A 21,991-nucleotide genomic window follows, 5' to 3' on the forward strand; every position below is an offset into this window, starting at 1 on the left:
CCCCGCTTGCCTCAATAACCCCGGCTGACAGCGAACCTCGCCGCCTCGGCCATGGCAGCGCGGGCCTTGCTTTCGGGGAAAATAGCCAGTGCATCGATTGCACGTTCGGCAAAATGGCGTGCCCGTTCGCGCGTGGCGGCAACCGCATCATGCTTTTCGATCAGGCTGATTGCGTGATCCAGATCGCCGGCATCCTCGCGCCGTCCCGAGATGGCATCTTTCCAGAACCGACGATCGGTCTCGTTGCCGCGCGCATAAGCGAGGATTACCGGCAAGGTCATTTTGCCTTCGCGGAAATCGTCGCCGCGTGACTTGCCCATTTCCGCTGCGCTGGAATCGTAATCGATCGCATCATCGACAAGCTGGAAAGCGACGCCCAGATTGCGGCCGTAATCGTCCAGCGCCTGCTCTTCTTCCTCGCCGCGTTCGGCCACCACGGCAGCTATCCGGCTGGCGGCAGCAAACAGCGCGGCGGTCTTGGCTCCGATAATATTCAAATAACGCTCTTCGCTGGTTTCGATTTGCCGCTGCGCGGTCAACTGGTCAACCTCGCCCTCGGCAATGATGGCGCTGGCGCCCGAAAGAATCTTGAGAACTTTCAGACTGCCATCCTCGACCATCAGTTCGAATGCGCGGCTGAACAGGAAATCACCAACCAGGACGGTCGCGGGATTGCCGAAAATGATATTGGCCGCTGCCTTGCCGCGCCGCAGATCGCTGCCATCGACGACATCATCATGCAGCAGCGTTGCGGTGTGGATAAATTCCACTGCCGCCGCGAGCTTGTGATGGCGCGTCCCCTGATAGCCCACGACTTCTGCTCCGGCGAGCGTCAGCATCGGGCGAAGCCGCTTGCCGCCGCCGGCGATCAAATGGCCTGCCAGGGTTGGAATAAGCGGGATCTCGCTCTGCATCCGGTCCAGAATCACGGAATTTACCGCATTCATCGCCGTCGCGGTTTGCGCCAGCATGGGATCGAGTGAAGGAGCGCGTTCGGGCTGCTCACGCTTGAAGGGAATGACCTTACCGCTCATGCGAGGCCAAATGGGCGCTCGGGCAGTGAATGGCAAGCATGGAAAGCATCGCAAACGCGTGATAGGTGGCAGTGATGAGCCAGTCCGATGCTGAAAACCAACTCGCCCAGTTCCGCCGGAGCATCGACAATTTCGATGCGGCGCTGATCCATATCCTCGCCGAACGGTTCCGGATTACGCAAGCCGTGGGCGAATATAAGGCGGCGAACAGGCTCCCCCCCGCTGACCCCGGACGCGAAATTGCGCAAATCGCACGCTTGCGCGCTCTGGCCGAAGAAGCCGATCTTGACCCGGAATTCAGCGAAAAGTTTTTGCGCTTTATCATCGACGAAGTGATCCGCCACCACGAAAATGCACAAAACGGATAGGGTTATCCCGGCCGGGGCAGCATTAATCTGACCATCAGGCCGCCCAGATCTTCGCTCTCATCGAGTTCGACCCCGCCGCCGTAAATTTCTGCGACATCGCGCACGATGGCAAGGCCCAGCCCGGTTCCCGGCTTGCCGGTATCCAGCCGCGCGCCGCGATCGAAGATGCGCTCACGCTCCTCGTCTGGGATGCCGCGGCCGTCATCTTCCACCCAGATTGTGCAAAGCTGTTCCAAAGGCTCGGTGTCCACGGTGACGAAGACACTTCCGCCGCCATATTTTGCGGCGTTTTCGACAAGATTCCCAAGGATTTCATCAAGATCCTGCCGTTCGATAGCGACCAGTGCGTCACGGTTGCCGTCGATGTCGAACCGGACGTCCGGATAAAGCCGGCTGACAGCGCGCCGCACCGCCTCTGCACTGGCACAAACCTCGGTCCGGGCATGGCCGACTGCGCGGCGGCCAACCGCCCTCGCGCGTGCCAGATGGTGATCGACCTGCCGGCGCATTACCGCAGCTTCGCGGATAACGGTGTCGGGCAAATCATCAGCCCGCGCGGTGGCCGCATTCATCACCACTGTCAGCGGGGTTTTGAGCGCATGTGCCAGATTGCCCGCATGGGTGCGCGCTTCCTCGGCCTGCTTTTCCGAATGGGCCAGCAGTCCGTTCAATTCTTCTACCAGAGGCTGAACCTCGAGCGGGAGTGGATCGGTGACGCGATTGGTCCCCTTGGTCCTCATACGCTGGATCGCGGCACGTATCCGGCGAAGCGGACTAAGCCCGTACCAGCTTTGCAGCGCGGCCATGATAAACAGGCCAAGCCCCAGAACCACGAAGCTGTAGAACAGGATCGAGCGAATCCGCGCAATTTGCGCGTCCAGTTCGCCGCGGCTTGCCGCCACCGCCAATGTCCAGGTTTTGTCGCTTCCCGGCAACGTAATGTTACGCTCGACAATCCGCAGCTCGTCGTCTTCAAACTGGTCACTGTTGTAGAAATGCGGTTCGGTATCCTGATAATTCCGTTTCAGATCAAGCGTGTTATCCCATAGCGAGCGTGATCCGTCCTGAAACGAGTTGGCCCTGCTGTCGAGCGAGTAGGACTTGAAATCTTCTTCCTCGGCGGCACTGATTTGCCAATACATCCCGCTGTTCGGTTCGAGAAACCGTTGATCGCCCAGCGGCCGGTTGAGCGAGACTTCGCCGCCAGCCTCGATCTCTGCAGAGCCGACCATCGCGTTCAGGACATATTCGAGCTGATCGTCGAAATTGCTTGTGACCAGATTGGCCAATGTTCGGTCCAGCGCCAACCCGCCACCAAGCAGCAGCACGACGATCCACGCAGCCGCAATCATCATCATGCGGCGGGACAAGCTACCCGTATGCGGCGCGGTACCCGTTATTTCTTCAGCTGCCGCCGGCATGATCTAGGACGCGCGGGGCGCGTCATCCGGATCGTCCAGACTATAGCCCAGCCCGCGAATAGTCGTGATCACTTCGGCGCCCAGTTTTTTGCGAATGCGAGTGACGAAAACTTCGATCGTATTGGAATCGCGGTCAAAATCCTGATCGTAAATGTGTTCGATCAGCTCGGTCCGGCTTACGACCTTGCCCTTGTGATGCATCAGATAGCTGAGCAGCTTATATTCTTGCGCTGTCAGTTTCACCGGCTCTCCGCCGCGCGTCACACGGCCCGAACGCGTATCCAGCCGGACCACACCAGCGGTCAATTCGCTGGAGGTGTTACCCGAAGCGCGGCGGATCAGCGCCCGCAAACGAGCGATCAGTTCTTCGGTCTGGAAAGGTTTGGCGAGATAGTCATCCGCGCCGGCATCAAGTCCGGCAACCTTGTCAGACCAGCTGTCACGGGCGGTCAGGACCAGAACCGGAAAAGTGCGACCTTCCTTACGCCACATGCCAAGCACCGTCAGACCGTCAATTTCCGGCAGACCGAGATCGAGGATTACTGCGTCGTAATCTTCGGTGCTGCCCAGAAAGTGGCCATCTTCACCATCGGTTGACAGATCGATGGCGTAACCGGTCTGTTCAAGCGTGGATTTCAACTGTTGCCCCAGTGTCGGTTCGTCCTCGACGATCAAGACGCGCATTATATGGTTTCCCCTGCTTCTTCAGGCCCGAATAAAAGCCGGATTTATCGTGTGGAAGGATGTGGGCTTTTGCGCTTAATGCGTCAACCAATGCTGACAACATATACGCCTAGCGTGATTGGGAAATAATCCGTCCCGAACGGGCATCGATATCAACGAACATCACCCGTCCGTCGCGGATAAATTTGAGCCGGTACGCCATCGCCGCCGCATCGAAATACGGGCCGATATATTGTGCGCCGCGCATTCGCGGAATTACCCGCCCTTCGATTTCACGCAGGGAAAGCACATTGCCTGCGCGCATTTCCTTGCGCGCCTTCGCCTGGTCTTCGCGCGTCTGCGCCTGAACAGGTGCGGCAACACCGGTGGCGAACAAGGAAGCGGCAATCGCTGCAGAAATCAGTTTTTGAAACATTGATCGTCCACTAGACCGGCAGCATTGAACAATGTGTGAATAAGGCAAATTACCGTTGTTCAGGCTTAGCGGGTCATTTCGTATTTAACCGAAATCGTCACCGCCGTACCGACCAGGCCGGGCTGGACGGGTGAAGCCACCGCTGCTGACGACCCGGTAACAACAATTTGATCGCGCATCATCGGTTGCGGACGGCTGGAAAAAACATTCTCGCTGACCTCGAGCAATCGAACAGCCGAGAAACCCGCCATTCTTGCGTAATCCAGCGCCTGGGCATTGGCCTGCGCCCACGCAGCCTTGCGGGCCTGAGCGCGGGCCGACGTGTCATCGTCGATCGAAAAATCCGGACCATTCAGGTCAGTAGCGCCGGCTGCAACCAGAGCATCGAGCACACTGCCGGTATCGTCGATATCGCGCAGGATCACGCTTACGCGGTTTACCACCTGATATCCGAGGAACACCTGCCTCTGGTTAGGCCGGTCATAATCATATTGCGCGTTCAGATTGATCCCGCTGGTCTGGATATCGTCTTCAGCGATCCCGAGCGCCTTGATACGTTTGATCACCGCGTCCATCTGGACAGCATTGAGCCGCATCGCTTCGACCGCTGTCTGCGCCTGCGTTGCTACTCCGGCGCCCACGGTCGCCACATCGGGGCGGGCCTTTACCGTCTCGGTCACGTTAAGTTCGACCACCGGGCCTTGGACCTGCATCTGGACTTCTGCCGCAGCCGGGGCTGCAGCCAGAGTCGCCGTACATGCTGTCGCTGCGAGTAGCGGTATTGCGTAGCGGATCATCGTGTCTCTCCGGTTATTTGCGGGTACAAATGGGTTTTGCAGAATTACGTTTGCCTGAACCGGTTGTTCCTATGCTGGACCTCGCACGCAACGCCCGCTAGGTGCCGCGCGCTATGGCACAACCACCGATCCTCAGTTGGGAAGGGCTCGGCCTGATCCAGGGATCGGGCTGGCTGTTTACCGACATCGATTTGCATATCGGCCCGCGTGACCGGCTGGCGCTGATCGGGCGCAACGGCGCTGGCAAGACCACTCTGCTGAAAATGATCGATGGGCGGATCGAAGCCGACAAGGGCATTCGCAAGGTCAAGCCCGGCACGCAAATCGTGATGCTCGATCAGGACCCTGATTTCAGCGGCTTCGACACACTGATGGATTTCGCATTGGCGGGCAGCGGCGCGCCCGAAGAATACGAAATTGACGCTATTGCAAGCCAACTCGGCATCGACATGACTACCAAGTCAGCCGGTGCCAGCGGGGGCGAACGGCGGCGTGCGGCATTGGCCCGCGCGCTGGCCAGCGATGCCGACTTGCTGCTGCTGGACGAGCCCACCAACCATCTCGATCTTTCAGCCATAGAATGGCTCGAGGATTGGCTCAGCCGCTATAAGGGCGCCTTTGTCGTCATCAGCCACGACCGGACTTTCCTCAAACGCCTGACCAATGCGACGCTGTGGCTGGAAAGCAAAACCATGCGCCGCAAGGAAGTCGGCTTTGGCGGTTACGAGGCATGGGAAGAAGAGGTTTACGCCCAGCAGGCCCGCGAAAAGCACAAGATGGACGCCAAGCTGAAAATCGAGGCGCACTGGCTGGAACGCGGAGTAACCGCGCGGCGCAAACGCAATCAGGGCCGGCTGGAAAAACTGTATGAAATGCGTGCACAGCGCGCGGCGATGATTACGTCAGGCGGCACGGCCAAACTCAAATTATCCAGCGATGACAGCAAGACCAAATCGGTTATCGCTGCCAAGGATATATCGAAGTCTTTCGGCACGGGCGACCAGCAGCGAACGATCATCAAGCAATTCAGCCTGCGGATCCAGCGCGGCGACCGGATCGGGATCGTCGGCAGTAATGGCGCGGGCAAGACCACCCTGCTCAAAATGCTGACCGGCGAACTGCAACCAGATATGGGCGAAGTGACGCTTGCCATGACACTGACCGGCGTCATGATCGACCAGCAGCGCAGCGTCATGTCGGGCGATAAGACCGTGCGCGACGTGTTGGCGCATGGCGGCGACTGGATCGATGTGCGCGGCGTGCGCAAGCATGTGATGGGCTACCTCAAGGAATTTCTGTTCGATGAGAAAATCATCGATACGAAGGTCAACATCCTGTCTGGGGGAGAGAAATCACGCCTGCTTCTGGCGCGTGAGTTCGCTCGCGAATCCAACCTGCTTGTCCTTGACGAGCCGACCAACGACCTGGACCTGGAAACGCTCGACCTGTTGCAGGAAGTCATTGCGGATTATGACGGTACGGTGCTCATCGTGAGCCATGACCGCGACTTTCTCGATCGGACAGTCACAGTCACGCTCGGCCTCGATGGCAGCGGCGATGTCGACATTGTTGCGGGCGGCTATGCCGATTGGGCAGCCAAACGCGTCGAACGGCGCAATCAGGTGAAAAAACCGGTAAAAACCGGCACTGGCGTTGCGCCGGTCAAATCTGCATCGGGTCCCGCCAAACCCGCAAAACTTACCTACAGGGACCAGCGCGACTACGAAATTCTGCCAGCGCGGATAGACGAGCTGGAAGCGGCCATCAGACGCGGTGAAGAAATTCTCTCCGACCCCGAGCTGTTTACCGCCGACCCGCAAAAGTTCGCTACCATCAACAAGGGTATCGTAAACGCCCGTGCGGAAAAAAACGCGGCTGAAGAACGCTGGCTTGAACTGGCAGAAAAGGTCGAGGGATAACTGGCCAACGAAAATTCACATGCTGCCCCGTTACCCCCCGGCGCACTCAATTGATCCGATAGAAATGCGCCACCCGGTCGAGCGCCAGTTTCAGAACCAGCTTGCCGCTGCGCGCTGGCCATCGGAGTTCTTTTTCGGCATCGGGGATCCCCTCGCAGGCGCACACCACACGCCACAGAATATCGGACAGTCCGGCCCCGGCAGCCGCCATTGCGCCGCCAAACCGCGCCTTTGCCGCAATCTGCCGCTCTGTTGGCGACAACCCGGCATCACCGCCCTGCCCGCTGATCCTGACCGGATCCCATTTCATTGTAATACACGGCGCCAGCTGCGCCCGTTCGTAATCGGCCCGCAGCCGCTCGCCAGCGTCATAAAGCCGTCCATCGATGTAACCGCGCGCGTGTAACCACGACAGCGGCGATTCTGCCAGATTGACAGTCACACTGCGGCCCCGGCTGCTCCGCTTTGCGCCGCGCCGGACACCGTCATTGGTCAATTCACGTTCAACCAGTTTGCGCTGCATAAAATTCCCTTTCGGTGTTGTTCGATTGGCTTGACAAAAGCGGTTCCTGTAGGAAAGATAATTCACCATTTTGGTTATTTCGGAAATTCTCGCATGATCAACCGGATACGTGACATTCGCAAAGACAAGGGCATGACGCTGGCCGATCTGGCTACCGCTTGCCAGCCGCCGACAACTGCACAGACGATCGGCCGGCTGGAGACGGGGATGCGCAATCTTTCGATCAAGTGGATGGACCGGATCGCGGCGGCATTGGAAATCGATCCCGAAATGCTGGTACGATCCGAAGCGAATATCCAGCCCCAGATTGTCGCCAATCTGGGCCCTCAGGGCGCTGAAGCCTTGAACAAACCCCGCGACGCGGTGCTGGCCATGCAGCTGGGCGGGGACGAACCGCTGATGGTGGTCAATGTCGAGACATCCTGCGGACCCTATCTTCCCGGCGACCAGCTCTGGTTGCGGCAGATGCAACCGGATGTTGCGGCAAAAGCGATCAACCGCGATGTACTGGCTCCGCGGCCGGGTGGACGCTTTGCCTTTGGCCGTCTGATCGACCGGCAAGGATCCAGGGTCGGCCTGCTGCCTCCCGGCGCAGGACAAAAACAGCTGATCGTCGATAATCCGGCCTGGCTTGCCGTGGCCGAAATGCTGGTACGCAAATTGTGAAGCGCCTGCTGTCGGTTTCCACACTTTACCCCAACGCGTCCAACCCGCAATTCGGAGTGTTTGTTGCTCGTTCGCTGGAAGCGCTTGCCAAGCGCGAGGATTGGGAAGTGACAGTCATCAATCCGGTCGGAGTGCCGCCAGTTGCAATTGGCAAATACGCCAGGCTCAAGGCTGCATCGGTCAGCGGGGTCGAAAACGGTGTAATGGTGCATCGCCCGAATTTCCCGCTACTCCCCAAGTTTGGCGGGCGGATTAATCCGCACCTGATCGCCCGCGCCATTTCGGATCTTGCGCAGCAGCTCCACGCGGATAATCGTTTCGACATTATCGACGCGCAGTTTTTCTATCCCGATGGTCCGGCGGTGATGCAGCTTGCAGGCCAGCTTGACCTGCCTTTTTCAATCAAGGCACGCGGAGCGGACATTCATTACTGGGGCGGTCAATCATATGCGCGCAAGGCGATGCTGCAGGCAGCGGCAAAGTCTGCAGGAATGCTCGCAGTCTGCGATGCGCTCAGGCAGGACATGGCAGCTATCGGCCTGCCAAAAGAAAAGATCGCGCTACATTACACCGGCCTCGACCGGGATCGGTTCAGACCGCTGGGACATACCCAGTTGCGCAATCGGCTGGGCAGCGAAATCGGCGTTGATATCGGCGCCGGCGATCAGCTTTTGACCACCACAGGTGCGCTGATCCCGCGAAAGGGCCAGGCGTTGGTAATCGAAGCCCTGGCCCAATTGCCGGGTGCCCGATTGTTGCTGGTCGGGAAAGGACCGGATGAAGCCAAACTGCGGAATTTGACCAATAGCCTCGGAATTGATGACCGCGTCCATTTTCTTGGATCGGTCGATCACGACCTCTTACCGATCGTGCTGTCAGCATCCGATGCGATGGTGCTGCCATCATCCAGCGAGGGGCTGGCGAATGCGTGGATCGAGGCGCTGGCCTGCGGAACGCCGTTGGTGATCACCGATGCAGGTGGTGCCCGCGAAGTGGTGACCAGCGCTGCAGCAGGGGTAATTGTTGCCAGGGACGCGGGGGCAATCGCAGACGGGGTGCGGCGGCTGCTGGCCAGACCGCCAGCCCGCCAGACGGTTGCCGAGACTGCCGAGCGGTTTAGCTGGGGCGAGAACGCAGCCGTCCTCGCCCGACATTACGACAGCCTGATCGGCCGTCCGGTCGGCTAGATTTTCTCGCGCGCCATGCGGTCCTGTTTCTCAGCGACCGATTCTTGCGGAACGAAACTGTCCGAAGTCACACCCAGCCAGATCAGAATAGGCGCAGCCATATAAACCGAACTGTATGTACCCACAAAAATACCAAGCGTAATTGCCGCGGTCAGACCGAACAGGCTCGACGGACCGAACAGCAGCAGCGGCAGCAACGCAATCAGCAAAGTCAGCGATGTCATCACGGTACGGGCCAAGGTTTCATTGACCGACAGATCGAGCATTTCGGGAACAGGCATCCGGCGATATTTCTTCAGATTTTCCCGGATACGGTCATAGACCACAATCGTGTCGTTCAATGAATAACCGATAATCGCAAGGATGGCCGCGATAATCTGCAGCCCGAATTCCATCTGGAACAGCGCAAACATACCCAACGTCAACGACACGTCATGAAAAAGCGCAAACAGCGCGCCGACGCCGAACTGCCATTCGAACCTGATCCAGATGTACAGCGAGATAGCCAGCATCGCGGCCAGCAATGCATAAACCGCCTTCTCGCGAAATTCGCCCGAAACCTTGCCCGATACCGAATCCGCGCCATCAATCCTGATTCCGGGGTAATCGCTGCGCAGCGAACTGACGATCATGCTTTTGATCCGGTCGGCCGCCGCTTTATCATCGGCCACCGCATCGGGGAGTTTCACGCGGATCGACACCTGGTTTTCCGCGCCGAACCTTTGAATAACCGGATCGCCGATTTCAGGCAATGCGCCGATCGACTGGCGCAGTTGCGGGATAGGTGCGCTGGTCTGGCCTTCGAATGTCGCAAGGATTTCCTGCCCTCCGGCAAAGTCCACCCCGTAATTCAGCCCCTTGGTCATAACCAGACCCCAGCTTGCAGCGATCAGCAGCAGACTGACCACGTAAAAGGGGATCCGATATTTCAGGAACTGGATGTTCGTGTTCTCGGGAACGAGTTTGAGCAATCGCATGAACCCGGCCTCCTAAATATGTAGCTCGGAAGGCCGCGATTTCCGCAGCCAACCAGCGACCCACATGCGGGTCAGGGTTACAGCCGTGAACACCGAAGTGAACAGGCCGATGATCAGAACAACCGCAAAACCGCGGATCGGGCCGGAGCCGAACAGGAACAACAGCACACCGGCAATGAAGTTGGTGACGTTGGCATCGTAAATCGCGCGGCTTGCCTCGCGGTAGCCGTTTTCCACTGCCTGTACGACGCGGCGCCCCTTGTTGCGTTCCTCGCGTATTCGCTCGTTGATCAACACGTTGGCATCCACCGCTGCGCCGATTGTCAGCACGAATCCGGCAAGTCCGGGCAGCGTCAGCGTGGTGTTCAGGAACGCCATCATCCCCAGGATCATCAGGACGTTCAAACCCAGCGCTATCGTCGCATAAACGCCAAACCGGCCATATGATCCGATCATCAGCGCAATCACCGCGACCGAACCGACCATCATCGCCAGCAAACCCTTACGGATCGAATCCGCGCCAAGTTCTGCGCCGACTGTTCTTTCTTCCACTACGGCCAGATCTACCGGCAAGGCACCGGACCGCAGCGAGATGGCCAGATTATTAGCTTCCTCGACGGTAAAACCGCCCGCAATCTGTGCGCCGCCGCCAAGGATCGGTTCGTTGATATTGGGCGCAGAAATAACCTCGCCGTCCAGAATAATCGCGAACGGCCTGTTCACATTCTCGCTGGTCAGCTTGGCGAATTTTGCACCGCCCTGCTGGTCGAACTGGATGCTGACTATCGGATCGTTGGTTTGCTGTTCGAAAGACTGCTTGGCATCGACAAGCTGGTCACCCTTGATCCCGCCAAGGCGCCGAACCGCAATCGATTGGCCCGGGAAGTCGGATGTCTGCGAATAGGGCACAATTTGCGAACCCGGGGGTGCGATACCCTGCAACACATCATCGGGCAGCGCAGTTTGATCGACCAGCTTGAATTCCAGCTTGGCCGTTTTGCCCAGCAGTTCTTTCAACTGTTCGGGGTCTTGCAGACCGGGGACCTGAACCACGATACGGTCATCCCCCTGCCTGATGATCGTCGGCTCCCGCGTGCCAAGCGAATCGATCCGCTTGCGGACAACTTCGGTCGCGGCGTCCATCGCCTGCGTTATCGCGTTCTGGATGCCGGCATCAGTCGGCGTAAGGATAAACCGGCTTTCATCGACAACGCCTATATCCCATTCGCGTACCAGCCCCTCGCCGTTGGCCAGCGGCAGGATCAATTCGCGCGCAGCATCCACCTGCGCCGAATCGTCGAGCATGAATGACAGGCGTCCGCCCCGCGTGGAGACGTCACCGATACGAATGCGCGGTTCGGCCCGGCGTAATACGCTACGGACCGATTCTTCCATGTTTTCAAGCCGCTGCGCCGCTACTTGCGATGGTTCGGCCTCCAGCAGAATGTGGCTGCCGCCGGCAAGGTCCAGCCCGAGGTTAATCTCCGGATCGGGCAACCCGCTCGGCCATTCGAGGCCCGAAGTGGAAACGAGGCTGGGCACCGCAGCAGCCGCTACCAGCAGCGTTATCGTCCATAACCAGATCTTCTTCCAGCGTGGAAAGTCGAGCATTTCGCCGGTCCGATCTTAATCGTTGGCTGCGGCGGAGCCGGCCGGCGGAATAATATCGCCGATCGTGGCCTTTACCGCTTTGACGCGAACGCCAGTGGCGATTTCAATTTCCGCGTAATCATCATCAACCTTGATGACCTTGCCGATCAAACCGCCGGCGGTAACGACCTTGTCCCCTTTTTTCATTCCGCCCACTTTGGCAGCGTGTTCTTTTTGCCGGCGCATTTGCGGACGGATAATCAGAAACCAGAAAATGGCAACCATACCGACTAGCGGCAGGAACTGGAGCCATGCAGGAGGCGCATCGGCGCTGGCTGCGGCGGCAAGAATATGAAGTGTCATGTTAGCTTTCGAAAACTGTCAAACCGGATGCCCGAACGGGCCTCCGGACGTGCGCAGCGCGCCTAGCAGTTAAGTATGTACCGCGCAACGCAGTGCAACACCGATAATTGCATTCCCGCCGCGCTCATTGCTTGCCATGGGGAAACCCGGTGCTATAGGCGCGCGTTCCACTGATCGGGAAGTAGCGCAGCCTGGTAGCGCATCACACTGGGGGTGTGGGGGTCGCAGGTTCGAATCCTGTCTTCCCGACCAGTGGTTTTCACCCTCATGTCATGGCGCGGGAATTACCGGCTTGCTGCACGCTCCCTCGATGCGGGTTGCGGGTTCGCCCGGTGCGCCCTAGCTTCTCGCCCGAGCAATCGGGAGGTGTCACATGGCAAGCGCATTCAGGGATAATCTATTCACGGGCAAGGTGGCGTTTGTCGCGGGCGGGACCAGCGGAATCAATCTGGGTATCGCAATGCGTTTTGCCGAATTGGGTGCAAAAGTTGCGGTGTGTGGACGCGACCCTGAAAAAGCCCGCCGGGCTGCCGAGGAAATCGGGCACGGCGCTATGGGTATGTCGGCGGATGTCCGCGATTTTGCGGTCATACAGTCAGCTATGCAGCAAGTGCGCGATGATTTTGGCCGGCTTGATATCGTGGTCTCAGGTGCTGCAGGAAACTTTCTGGCTCCGGTTGACGGGATGTCCGCCAATGCCTTCCGCACTGTTGTCGATATCGATCTCAACGGGACGTTCAACGTTTTCAAGGCATCGCGCGATCTGCTCGCCACTCCAGGCGCCTCGCTGATTGCGATTACTGCCGGCCAGGCGGTCAATGCGATGCAAATGCAGGCACATGCCTGCGCCGCCAAAGCCGGGATCAACCAGCTGGTCCGAACTCTGGCGCTCGAATGGGGGCCGGATGTGCGGGTAAATGGCATCTCGCCCGGCCCGATTGCCGGGACAGAGGGAATGAAACGCCTCGCGCCGGATGAAGCGACCCGGCAAAATCATTATGACCGGATCGCCATGAAACGCTGGGGCGAGATTGGCGAGATCGCCGAGGCAGCAGTCTTCCTTTCTTCAGCATCGGCACAATACATCACCGGCGCGATCCTGGACTGTGACGGCGGCAGCGGAGTGGGCAACGCAGCCGCGCCAAGCCTGGAGCACGGACTCGCCTGATATGGTAAAATAGCATTTCCTACACTAACCAATCCGGTTACTTTTGCGCGACTCGGAACCAACGGAGCGTGTATATGGCTATTCTCGAATCCCTTATCGGACCCATTGCCTCGATTATAGACAAGGTAATCCCCGACAAGGACGCCCGCGCCAAAGCCAAGCTGGAATTGCTCAAGCTGGAAGGCAGCCGCGAACTCCAGACCATCGAAGCGCGCCTTTCAGCGATTGTAACAGAGGCCGGGTCGGCCGACCCATGGACCAGCCGCGCGCGCCCCAGCTTCTTGTATGTCATGTACGCGATCATCCTTTGGGCAGTACCGATGGGCGTCCTGGCCGCGTTCTCGCCCCAAACAGCACGCGATATCGGCAGCGGAATGAACGCTTATCTGAACGGACTGCCCGAACCGCTCTACGCGCTGTTTGGTACCGGTTATCTTGGCTACACCGCCGCGCGACAGTGGGGCAAGATCAAGGGCGTTGACCGGTGATGGTGTTGCCGGTGATGGTGTTGCCGGTGATGGTACTGCCGGTTAAATAAGATGTGGTCCTCGAAAGCTCCCGATAGGCGGCGTGACACGTCTGGATTTGGGTATTCCTGGCGATCCCGAATTATGCCATCCGCCTCCAGACCCGATTACCATTGTCGGTAATTGGCGGGGTTAATCACTGCGGTTTGCCGGCGCCGGAAATCTGGTCCGCGTTTTGCGTCGCTGCAGGATTGACTAACCGCAGCGTTGAAACGCACAATGCAGCCGCTGATAAAATTGTCTGTACAGCCTGCCCCCGATTTGAAAAGAATCCCGTCCGAATGGCTGATTTCCCATTCAAATAAGGAATATTTCCCTTTGCCAGGCAAAAGACGATGACTGATCTGATTTATGTTCTTAACGGCCCTAATCTTAACTTGCTCGGCCTGCGCGAGCCGGAAATTTACGGGTCAGACACGCTCGACGATATTGCGGGTATGCTTGAAGATCGCGGGCGCGAGTTGGGGCTGCAAATCGACTTGCGGCAATCCAATCACGAAGGGCATCTGGTTGACTGGTTGCACGAAGCCAATGCTGAGAGAGCCAAGGCGGTGCTGCTGAATGCTGCAGCGTTTACGCACACATCCATCGCGCTGCTTGATGCGGTCCGCGCAATCGAAGTGCCCGTTTATGAAGTGCATTTATCCGATCCGACCACGCGCGAATCTTTCCGGCACAAATCCTATGTCGGGATGGCCGCTGCCGGTGTTTTTCAGGGCCATGGCGCGCGCAGTTATGTCCTCGCACTCGAGGCTGCCGCAAAACTGTAACTTTCGTCCCAATCCCCTTGCCATAAGTGTCCGGTGTCGCGCATAGCGGCGCATTACAGGCAACTCCCCAAGAGGTACCATGGCCGAACGCAAGGCTTCCAAAACAACCGCACCATCAGAAAGCGGAATCATGATCGACAGCGCACAGGTGCGCGAACTGGCGGAAATGCTCGCTGAAACCGGGCTCACCGAAATTGAAATTGAAGATGGTGACCGCAAGATCCGCGTGTCGCGCGGCGGCGGAATATTCGCGCAGTCCGCCGCGGCAATCCCTGCGCCTGCCGCGCCTGCAATTTCTCCCACCCCGGCCGCGCCCGCCGCCGCCGAAGTGCCGGCAGCCGAAAGCCATGCCGATGCGCTGAAGTCTCCGATGGTTGGAACCTGCTATCTTGCGCCCGAACCGGACGCGCCGGATTTCATCAGCGTGGGTGATGATGTGTCAAAGGGCGATACGCTGGTCATCGTCGAAGCGATGAAGGTGATGAATCCGATCGTCGCGGACAAGAACGGAACGATCAAGGCGATCCTTGTCGAAAACGCGCAACCGGTCGAATTTGGCCAGCCGCTCGTCGTGATCGGCTAGGGATACAGGCAATGGCAATTACCCGCCTGTTGATCGCCAATCGCGGCGAAATCGCGCTGCGCATTCACCGTGCGGCGCATGAAATGGGGATTGAAACGGTTGCGGTGCATTCGACTGCGGACGCGGATGCGATGCATGTGCGGCTGGCTGACCATGCGGTATGCATCGGCCCTCCCCCCGCAACCGACAGCTACCTCAATGTCGCCAATATCATCTCCGCCGCAGAGATTGCGCATTGCGACGCGATCCATCCCGGTTATGGATTTCTGTCCGAAAACGCGAACTTCGCCGAAATTGTCGAAGCGCATGATATCAAGTGGATCGGGCCAAAGCCCGAACACATCCGCACGATGGGCGACAAGGTCGAGGCAAAACGCACGGCCGGCAAGCTGGGTCTGCCGCTGGTACCCGGCTCGCCGGGCGCAATCACTTCGCTCGCCGAAGCCAAACAGGTTGCTGCCGAAATCGGCTATCCGGTTCTGGTAAAGGCTGCATCGGGCGGCGGTGGGCGCGGCATGAAGGTCGTGCCCGAAGAAGCTCAATTGGAAAAACTGATGCAGGCCGCTGCCAACGAAGCAAAGTCGGCATTTGGCGATGATACTGTCTATCTGGAAAAATATCTCGGTAACCCGCGGCATATCGAATTTCAGGTGTTTGGCGACGGGCGCGGTAACGCGATCCATCTGGGAGAGCGTGATTGTTCGCTGCAACGCCGCCACCAGAAAGTGCTGGAGGAGGCGCCGTCTCCGGTCCTGGATGCCGCTGAACGCGACAGAATGGGCGAAATCTGTTCCAAGGCGATGGCAGACATGGCCTATCGCGGCGCGGGCACTATCGAATTTCTGTGGGAAAACGGTGAGTTCTATTTCATCGAAATGAATACCCGGCTTCAGGTGGAGCATCCGGTCACCGAAATGATAACCGGCGTCGATCTGGTGCGCGAACAGATCTGCATTGCCGATGGCAATGACTTGTCCGTCACGCAGGACCAGGTCGAGTTTACCGGCCATGCGATCGAATGCCGGATCAACGCCGAAGACCCATTCGATTTCACGCCTTCTCCGGGCAAGGTCACCAATTATCATGCTGCCGGCGGGATGCACGTCCGCGTCGATAGCGGGCTATACGCCGGTTACATCATTCCGCCCTATTACGATTCGATGATAGCCAAACTGATCGTCTATGGGCGGACGCGCGAAAAATGCATTATGCGGCTGCGGCGCGCGCTGGAAGAAATGGTGGTCGAAGGCGTGAAGACGTCAGTCCCGCTACATCAGGAATTGCTCCAGCAACCTGACGTGCTCAACGGTGACTACTCGATCAAATGGCTCGAAGATTATCTCGCCGCCCGCAAGGGCTAGCTATTGCGGGTAAGATCATCAGGCGGTGCTCAGGCAATGCTTACCTGCACAGCGATATAGGCTGCGTATAACGCAGCGAACACTGCGCCTTCCCAGCGTTTGAATGTCCAGCCGGTGCGCAGGAAGATAACCATCAGCACGGCCACACCCACCATAACCCAGATGTCCAGACGCATGATTTCGGGCGGAACTTCGAGCGGGTGGACAATCGCCGTGATGCCGAGGATAGCGCAGATATTATAGATATTGGATCCAACCGCGTTGCCCAGCGCCACGTCGCCATGATTGCGCATCGCCGCCACCACGCAGGCCACCAGTTCCGGCAGCGAAGTGCCGAATGCCACGACTGTCACCCCGATGACTGCTTCCGAAATTCCCCACCCGCGTGCAAGGTCGATAGCTGCCGTGACCAGGAAATCGGCACCGATGACTGCGGCGGCAATCCCGCCCACGGAAATCGCAATCAACGTCCAGATGCCGGTTACGGGCGATGCAATATCACCCGCTTCCTGCTCGTGCCGTACAGCTTCGCTATCATGCGTTTCGCGCTCGCTCAGAAATGCCCAGACAATGTATCCGGCCAGCGCCACCAGCAGCACGATCCCCATCCACCGTTCGATAAAACCGAACATCACGATTCCGGCGCAGCCGAGCGTGGCGATCATCAGCGCCAGACCATCGCGCCTGAAAGCCTTGGGCGTAATGGCGAGCGGCATGATCATCGCGGAAATCCCGATGATCAGCAGGAAATTGGCAATGTTTGACCCGACGACATTTCCCACAGCAATCCCGGGCGAGCCTGCCAGCGCTGCCTGCAGGCTGGTGGCCAGTTCCGGCGCGGAGGTGCCGAAGCCGACAATCGTCAGGCCGGCGAGCAATGGCGACACGCCCAGATAACGCGCTACGCCGACAGAACCGCGGACCAATAACTCGCCGCCAATGGCAAGCAGTAAAATACCGCCAAGCAAAAGAATTACAGTCATCTCGGATCAATTTTTGCCAGAGTGGAATGCGGATCGGGCCAGCAGCCTTATTTATCCAGCGGAACACCGGGTTCATGTTTGCTGGTGCGGATCGTCAGCGACGTTTTTACGCTATCGACGTTGGGCGCAGGTGTCAGCTTGCTGGTCAGAAATTCCTGAAAACTCTGCAAATCGCGGCTGACGATCTTCAGGATAAAATCGATCTCGCCATTCAGCATATGCACTTCGCGCACTTCGGGAAGGTTATTCATGTGGTCTTCAAATTCGCGCAGGGCATCTTCCGCCTGACTTTTCAGGCTCACCATCGCGAACACGGTAATCGCAAACCCCAGTTCGGAGGCATCGAGTTCGGCGTGATAGCCCCGGATAACCCCGGCATCCTCAAGCGCGCGAACGCGGCGCAGACATGGCGGAGCGGTCAGCCCGACCCGCTGCGCCAGTTCGACATTGGTAATGCGCCCTTCATCCTGTAATTCGGATAACAATCGCCGGTCGATTGAATCGAGATTTGCCATTTGTACGCGATCCCCCTTTGAATGCCCCCGAAACGCATAGGTTCAGGTAATGAAAGCGGCGTAAAGCACCGCGTCTGACTAATATTATTATCTATGGTCGTAATTGTCCCGCTTTGCAACGCATCCATCAAACCCGTTGGGTGAAAACGGCTGGCTGTTAGGGGTTCCCTCGGAAAATTGCGTATGATGCGTAATCGCTGCCCGATGCCGGAGAAATGATGCATTTTGATGACCGCCTTGCGACAGTGCTGCGCCACCGCGCCGCCAGCGAGCGCGGGGCAGCCACGCAATTTCGCCAGCTGATCGATCTGCTGGGTGCGCATAACCGGCCAAGCGACGAGAAATTGCTTGCCACTGCCTATCTGCGGCTGGGTGCGCTGGCGGAAAATCTGCCTATGGCCACACGCGCCGCTATTCTGTCCGATCCCGCCACTCGCCTGCGTAATGCCAAATTGGTCGCGCGGCTGGCGGAGGACGAGCCCGCGGTCGCGACTGCGGCGCTATCGAATGCAAAGCTGCCACCAGCCGACTGGCTGAAACTGATCCCCGCCCTGCCGATGCGGGCACGCGGACTGTTGAGGCACCGCCGCGATCTGGACCCGGATGTGGCGGCGCTGCTGGCGAAACTGGGTGTCGGCGATCATGTTCTACCGCAGCCCGAGGGGTACGAACCGGTGCAGGAAGTGCTGGCTCCTGTCGCTCCCGAAAAAAGCTCTGCGCAGGCTCCCAAAGCTGGCGGCATCGGAGAACTTGTCGAGCGGATCGAGGCTTACCGGCAAACCAGATCACGCCCGGTTGGCCTGCCCGGCAGCAGTGATCCCACGCTTCCTCTTGATCTGGAAGAACGGGATCGCGGCAAAACAATCACCAAATTCGATTTTTCGCTCGATGCAGCCGGCCAGGTGGACTGGGCAGAAGGCGCTGCAGGCGCTGCAATGATCGGCCATACGCTTGCCGGCGACACGGCGGCCGGAACGGTCGGCAGGGCTTTGCGCCGCCGGCTGGTCGTCTCTGGCGCAACGCTATCGCTCGGCATGGTTCCTCTGCTTGGCGGCGAATGGCGGATTGACGCAGCACCGCGCTTTGCCGACATCGGCGGCCGGTTTCTCGGCCATGTCGGGCGGGCCCGGCGCATTGACCGGCAGGCCGCGAATTCAGCAACGCAGCAGGTCAATCCGCAAGCCGACCGGATCCGCCAGATGCTGCATGAACTGCGCACGCCCGTAAACGCCATTCAGGGTTTTGCCGAAGTCATCCAGCAGCAGTTGTTCGGTCCGACACCGCATGAATACCGCGCGCTTGCCGCAACCATCGCGGGTGACGCCGCGCGGATGCTGGCCGGATTTGACGAACTTGACCGGCTGGCCCGGCTGGAAGCGGGCGCGTTGGAACTGGACGAGGGGTCATGCGATCTGGCCGATCTGCTTGCCAAGGTCACCCAGCAGCTTTCGGGTCTGCTTGCCCCGCGCATGAGCGAATTTGCGCTGCAGGGCGCAGATCAGCCCTGCCCCGTACCGCTGGCCGCGCAGGACGGCGAAAATATGATCTGGCGGCTGTTTGCCACACTCGCCGCAGCTGTCTCGGCGGGCGAGGTGATCGAACTGGTCATCCGCAGAACCGCGGAAACCGTTGCTGTCACCATCGATCTTCCGGCGCACATGCTCAGCCGCAACGATGTATTCGGGGCTTCGGTGCGAAACGAGGCATCAGCGGTCACGGCGGGAATGTTCGGAGCGGGCTTTTCGCTTCGGCTGGCCCGTGCAGAATGCGCCGCTGCGGGCGGGTCGCTCGAAAGGCTGGATGATACACTGCTGCTGACGCTGCCGCTCTTGACCGCGAACAAGGCTGACAATAGCGAGAGACTGGGTTCTAGAGGCTGAACCGGCAACGCTTCGCGATCGGCCGGTCGGTTGGGGGTAAAGGTAGCGACAGGACGATGGCTGCTAATCTGATCGATCCCCCGCTGCGCGGTGCACAGGCCCGCTTCGCCAGTCATTTTGGTCAGCGCGCGCTGCTGACCGTCGATACCGAGGAGGAATTCGACTGGTCGGCGCCGTTCAAACCGGCAGGCCACTCGCTCGATCACGTGCCGCGCCTGCGAAAATTCCAGCAATTTTGCGAGGGGATCGGCGTCAGCCCGGTGTATCTGATCGATTGGCCGGTCGCGACATCCGAGCTGGCGGTGCAGATTCTGGGCAATGCAATCAGCGGCGGAAAAGCCGAAATCGGAATCCAGCTGCATCCCTGGGTCAATCCCCCGCATGAGGAGGAAGTGAATACGCTGAACAGTTTTGCCGGCAACTTGCCGCCCGAGCTGGAACACGCGAAATTCACCAAATTGCACGCCGTGATCGCGAAGAATTTTAAAACCGAACCGCTGATCTATCGCGCGGGACGATACGGCCTTGGCCCCAATAGCGCCGCCATGCTGAGACAGGCGGGTATTCCGATCGACAGTTCGGTCAGGGCGAATTTCGATTACAGCGAGAATGGCGGCCCCGATTACAGCGCGCATCCGCTGACCCCGTATTGGGCCGGTGATGATGGCGCGTTGCTCGAACTGCCGCTGACCACGGTCTATTGGGGCATGCTGCGCAAGCAGGGACACACGCTGTTTCCGAAATTGCAGAACATGGGCCGGCTGCGCGGGATCATGGCGCGGGCCGGTATGTTGGAGCGTATTCCCCTGACACCCGAAGGCGTTTCGGTGGACGAGGCGATTCGCGGTATCGATATGGCGCTGGACGACGGATTGCCGCTGCTGGTTCTATCCTTCCACAGCCCTTCGCTCAGCCCGGGCAACACGCCTTATGTCCGCACCGAAGATGATCTCGATTCGCTGTATGACTGGTGGCGCAGGGTCTATACCTATCTCGATATGCGCGGTGTGAAGCCGGTCACCGTCAAGCAGGTTATGGCGGCGGTTGAGACGACACCGAAACAATAATTGAAACGCTACTTGTCATGTGCTGCATCGCGGGCTATTTGCCCGCCCGCGCAATCGATGAGATTGATGTGGGCCTGTAGCTCAGTTGGTTAGAGCTGTCCGCTCATAACGGATAGGTCGCAGGTTCGAGTCCTGCCGGGCCCACCACAGCGGGCCCTCGGGGCAATCGATGCCGGCTTTGCCGGTTCGCGCAAGAAAAGTGTCGGGGAGTGGCGCAGCCTGGTAGCGCATCTGTTTTGGGAACAGAGGGTCGCAGGTTCGAATCCTGTCTCCCCGACCATTCTTTTCTATGCTAATAGTGTTCTCGAAAGAGAGGCTCAGCCATGAATATCGCCGTTGATACCCCCGCACCTGCCATCGGAATGAAGCGCGGGTTCGATATTCCTGATCCCACCACGATCGACCGGCTTGAAGGCAAGGTTTCCGATACCGAATGGCAATTGCGTTGCGAACTGGCCGCGACTTACCGCCTGTGCGCGATGCACGGCTGGACGGATCTGGTGTTCACGCATATTTCGGCCCGTCTGCCTGACGAGGATGGCGAAGAACGCTTTCTGATCAATCCGTACGGCGTGATGTTCGATGAGATGACCGCTTCCGCGCTGGTCAAGATCGATGTCGAAGGCACTATCAAGCAAGCGTCGCCGTATATGATCAATCCGGCGGGCTTCACCATTCACAGCGCGGTCCACATGGCGCGCCATGATGCGGGCTGCGTGATCCATGTGCATACGCCCTATGGCATCGCAGTCAGCGTGCAGAAGGATGGCCTTCGCCGTTACACCCAGTTTTCCATGCAAGTGCATGATGATTTGGCCTATCACGATTATGAAGGTATCGCGCTTGATCTGGACGAACGTGAGCGGCTGGTTGCCGACATTGGCGAAAAAAACCTGCTGATCCTGCGCAATCATGGCACGCTGACAATCGGTCAGAACTGCGCGCTCGCGTTTCTGCGGATGTATTTTCTCGAAAACGCCTGCAAAACGCAAATTCTTGCGCAAGCGGTCGGCAGCGAGGACAAATTGCACGAGGAACCGGAATCGATGGGCAACCGCGTCCACCAGCAAACGGCTCCAGCGTTCATGCCGGGACTTGGCGATAATCTGGTGTGGCCGGGCCTGATGCGCAAATTGAAGCGCACTAATCCTGGACACGATTACTAGGGCAAAGCCTCAGCCTCGACAGCGGCC

At 58.7% G+C, this 21,991-nt stretch carries 23 protein-coding genes and 3 tRNA genes; 15 read left to right on the forward strand and 11 right to left on the reverse strand.

The genetic code is table 11. The annotated features are described in order from the left end of the window. Positions 1-11: 11 nt before the first annotated feature. A complete protein-coding gene (locus WFP06_RS09235) occupies positions 12-1,034 on the reverse strand; it encodes a polyprenyl synthetase family protein (RefSeq protein WP_336986880.1) in 1,023 nt (340 codons plus the stop codon). A gap of 74 nt (positions 1,035-1,108) precedes the next feature. On the opposite strand from WFP06_RS09235, the gene WFP06_RS09240 reads away from it, so the two are divergent. After that, entirely contained in the window at positions 1,109-1,402 is a 294-nt protein-coding gene (locus WFP06_RS09240) for a chorismate mutase (RefSeq protein WP_336986881.1), read from the forward strand. Positions 1,403-1,404: 2 nt separating this feature from the next. Here WFP06_RS09240 and WFP06_RS09245 read toward each other — a convergent pair whose 3' ends face one another. The 4 genes from WFP06_RS09245 to WFP06_RS09260 all read right to left on the reverse strand — a co-directional run bounded on the left by WFP06_RS09245 (position 1,405) and on the right by WFP06_RS09260 (position 4,719). After that, positions 1,405-2,823: a sensor histidine kinase gene (locus WFP06_RS09245; protein WP_336986882.1), complete on the reverse strand. Its 1,419-nt coding sequence runs from the start codon at positions 2,821-2,823 to the stop codon at positions 1,405-1,407. 3 nt (positions 2,824-2,826) lie between these two features. Beyond that, positions 2,827-3,507: a response regulator transcription factor gene (locus WFP06_RS09250; RefSeq protein WP_336986883.1), complete on the reverse strand. Its 681-nt coding sequence runs from the start codon at positions 3,505-3,507 to the stop codon at positions 2,827-2,829. Between the two features lie 109 nt (positions 3,508-3,616). After that, complete coding sequence (locus WFP06_RS09255; RefSeq protein WP_336986884.1) at positions 3,617-3,922, reverse strand: PepSY domain-containing protein; 306 nt, start codon at positions 3,920-3,922, stop codon at positions 3,617-3,619. A 65-nt stretch (positions 3,923-3,987) separates the two neighbouring features. Continuing rightward, positions 3,988-4,719 (reverse strand): SIMPL domain-containing protein, encoded by a 732-nt coding sequence (locus tag WFP06_RS09260; RefSeq protein WP_336986885.1) that lies wholly within the window; start codon positions 4,717-4,719, stop codon positions 3,988-3,990. A 113-nt stretch (positions 4,720-4,832) separates the two neighbouring features. On the opposite strand from WFP06_RS09260, the gene WFP06_RS09265 reads away from it, so the two are divergent. Continuing rightward, positions 4,833-6,638, forward strand: coding sequence for an ABC-F family ATP-binding cassette domain-containing protein (locus tag WFP06_RS09265; protein WP_336986886.1), 1,806 nt, complete (start codon positions 4,833-4,835; stop codon positions 6,636-6,638). Between the two features lie 46 nt (positions 6,639-6,684). Here the strand turns inward: WFP06_RS09265 and WFP06_RS09270 are convergent, their stop codons facing one another. After that, complete coding sequence (locus WFP06_RS09270) at positions 6,685-7,161, reverse strand: DUF6456 domain-containing protein (RefSeq protein WP_336986887.1); 477 nt, start codon at positions 7,159-7,161, stop codon at positions 6,685-6,687. Positions 7,162-7,254: 93 nt separating this feature from the next. On the opposite strand from WFP06_RS09270, the gene WFP06_RS09275 reads away from it, so the two are divergent. After that, positions 7,255-7,827, forward strand: coding sequence for a helix-turn-helix domain-containing protein (locus tag WFP06_RS09275; protein ID WP_336986888.1), 573 nt, complete (start codon positions 7,255-7,257; stop codon positions 7,825-7,827). After that, on the forward strand, positions 7,824-9,014 hold the full coding sequence (locus WFP06_RS09280) for a glycosyltransferase (protein WP_336986889.1): 1,191 nt from the start codon (positions 7,824-7,826) through the stop codon (positions 9,012-9,014). Before WFP06_RS09275 ends, WFP06_RS09280 begins: the two co-directional genes overlap by 4 nt. On the opposite strand, the gene secF is transcribed toward WFP06_RS09280, so the two are convergent. The 3 genes from secF to yajC are packed head-to-tail and all read right to left on the reverse strand — an operon-like array spanning position 9,011 to position 11,944. Then, a complete protein-coding gene (gene secF, locus WFP06_RS09285; protein ID WP_336986890.1) occupies positions 9,011-9,991 on the reverse strand; it encodes a protein translocase subunit SecF in 981 nt (326 codons plus the stop codon). The two genes, WFP06_RS09280 and secF, sit on opposite strands and share 4 nt — an antisense overlap. A gap of 12 nt (positions 9,992-10,003) precedes the next feature. Then, the gene (gene secD / locus WFP06_RS09290) at positions 10,004-11,602 is read right to left on the reverse strand and encodes a protein translocase subunit SecD (RefSeq protein ID WP_336986891.1); all 1,599 of its coding nucleotides are present in this window, start codon (positions 11,600-11,602) and stop codon (positions 10,004-10,006) included. A 15-nt stretch (positions 11,603-11,617) separates the two neighbouring features. After that, positions 11,618-11,944: a preprotein translocase subunit YajC gene (yajC, locus tag WFP06_RS09295; RefSeq protein ID WP_336986892.1), complete on the reverse strand. Its 327-nt coding sequence runs from the start codon at positions 11,942-11,944 to the stop codon at positions 11,618-11,620. A 175-nt stretch (positions 11,945-12,119) separates the two neighbouring features. On the opposite strand from yajC, the gene WFP06_RS09300 reads away from it, so the two are divergent. The 6 genes from WFP06_RS09300 (at position 12,120) to accC (ending at position 16,353) form a co-directional block, all read left to right on the forward strand. Continuing rightward, a tRNA-Pro gene (locus tag WFP06_RS09300) sits at positions 12,120-12,196 on the forward strand. Positions 12,197-12,317: 121 nt separating this feature from the next. Continuing rightward, the gene (locus WFP06_RS09305; protein WP_336986893.1) at positions 12,318-13,112 is read left to right on the forward strand and encodes an SDR family oxidoreductase; all 795 of its coding nucleotides are present in this window, start codon (positions 12,318-12,320) and stop codon (positions 13,110-13,112) included. 74 nt (positions 13,113-13,186) lie between these two features. Further along, positions 13,187-13,600: a holin family protein gene (locus WFP06_RS09310; protein WP_336986894.1), complete on the forward strand. Its 414-nt coding sequence runs from the start codon at positions 13,187-13,189 to the stop codon at positions 13,598-13,600. A gap of 374 nt (positions 13,601-13,974) precedes the next feature. After that, positions 13,975-14,409, forward strand: a complete 435-nt coding sequence (locus WFP06_RS09315) for a type II 3-dehydroquinate dehydratase (protein ID WP_336986895.1) — start codon at positions 13,975-13,977, stop codon at positions 14,407-14,409. A gap of 79 nt (positions 14,410-14,488) precedes the next feature. Beyond that, entirely contained in the window at positions 14,489-14,992 is a 504-nt protein-coding gene (gene accB / locus WFP06_RS09320; RefSeq protein ID WP_336986896.1) for an acetyl-CoA carboxylase biotin carboxyl carrier protein, read from the forward strand. Between the two features lie 11 nt (positions 14,993-15,003). Continuing rightward, entirely contained in the window at positions 15,004-16,353 is a 1,350-nt protein-coding gene (gene accC, locus WFP06_RS09325; RefSeq protein WP_336986897.1) for an acetyl-CoA carboxylase biotin carboxylase subunit, read from the forward strand. Positions 16,354-16,382: 29 nt separating this feature from the next. Here the strand turns inward: accC and WFP06_RS09330 are convergent, their stop codons facing one another. Both WFP06_RS09330 and WFP06_RS09335 read right to left on the reverse strand, forming a co-directional pair. Beyond that, positions 16,383-17,336, reverse strand: a complete 954-nt coding sequence (locus WFP06_RS09330) for a calcium/sodium antiporter (RefSeq protein WP_336986898.1) — start codon at positions 17,334-17,336, stop codon at positions 16,383-16,385. A 47-nt stretch (positions 17,337-17,383) separates the two neighbouring features. Further along, positions 17,384-17,851, reverse strand: a complete 468-nt coding sequence (locus WFP06_RS09335; protein ID WP_336986899.1) for an Lrp/AsnC family transcriptional regulator — start codon at positions 17,849-17,851, stop codon at positions 17,384-17,386. 215 nt (positions 17,852-18,066) lie between these two features. Here WFP06_RS09335 and WFP06_RS09340 point away from each other — a divergent pair, with 215 nt between their 5' ends. From WFP06_RS09340 to WFP06_RS09360, 5 genes are all read left to right on the forward strand, one after another. Beyond that, positions 18,067-19,731, forward strand: coding sequence for a HAMP domain-containing sensor histidine kinase (locus tag WFP06_RS09340; RefSeq protein WP_336986900.1), 1,665 nt, complete (start codon positions 18,067-18,069; stop codon positions 19,729-19,731). Between the two features lie 56 nt (positions 19,732-19,787). Then, positions 19,788-20,798 carry a polysaccharide deacetylase family protein gene (locus tag WFP06_RS09345; RefSeq protein WP_336986901.1) on the forward strand — a complete coding sequence of 337 codons (1,011 nt, stop codon included), beginning with the start codon at positions 19,788-19,790 and terminating at the stop codon, positions 20,796-20,798. Positions 20,799-20,868: 70 nt separating this feature from the next. After that, positions 20,869-20,945: transfer RNA gene (locus WFP06_RS09350), tRNA-Ile, on the forward strand. 56 nt (positions 20,946-21,001) lie between these two features. Then, positions 21,002-21,078, forward strand: a tRNA-Pro gene (locus tag WFP06_RS09355). 43 nt (positions 21,079-21,121) lie between these two features. After that, on the forward strand, positions 21,122-21,964 hold the full coding sequence (locus tag WFP06_RS09360; protein WP_336986902.1) for a class II aldolase/adducin family protein: 843 nt from the start codon (positions 21,122-21,124) through the stop codon (positions 21,962-21,964). Positions 21,965-21,991: the final 27 nt, after the last annotated feature.

This window comes from Altererythrobacter aquiaggeris, from assembly GCF_037154015.1.
Classification (GTDB): domain Bacteria; phylum Pseudomonadota; class Alphaproteobacteria; order Sphingomonadales; family Sphingomonadaceae; genus Aestuarierythrobacter; species Aestuarierythrobacter aquiaggeris.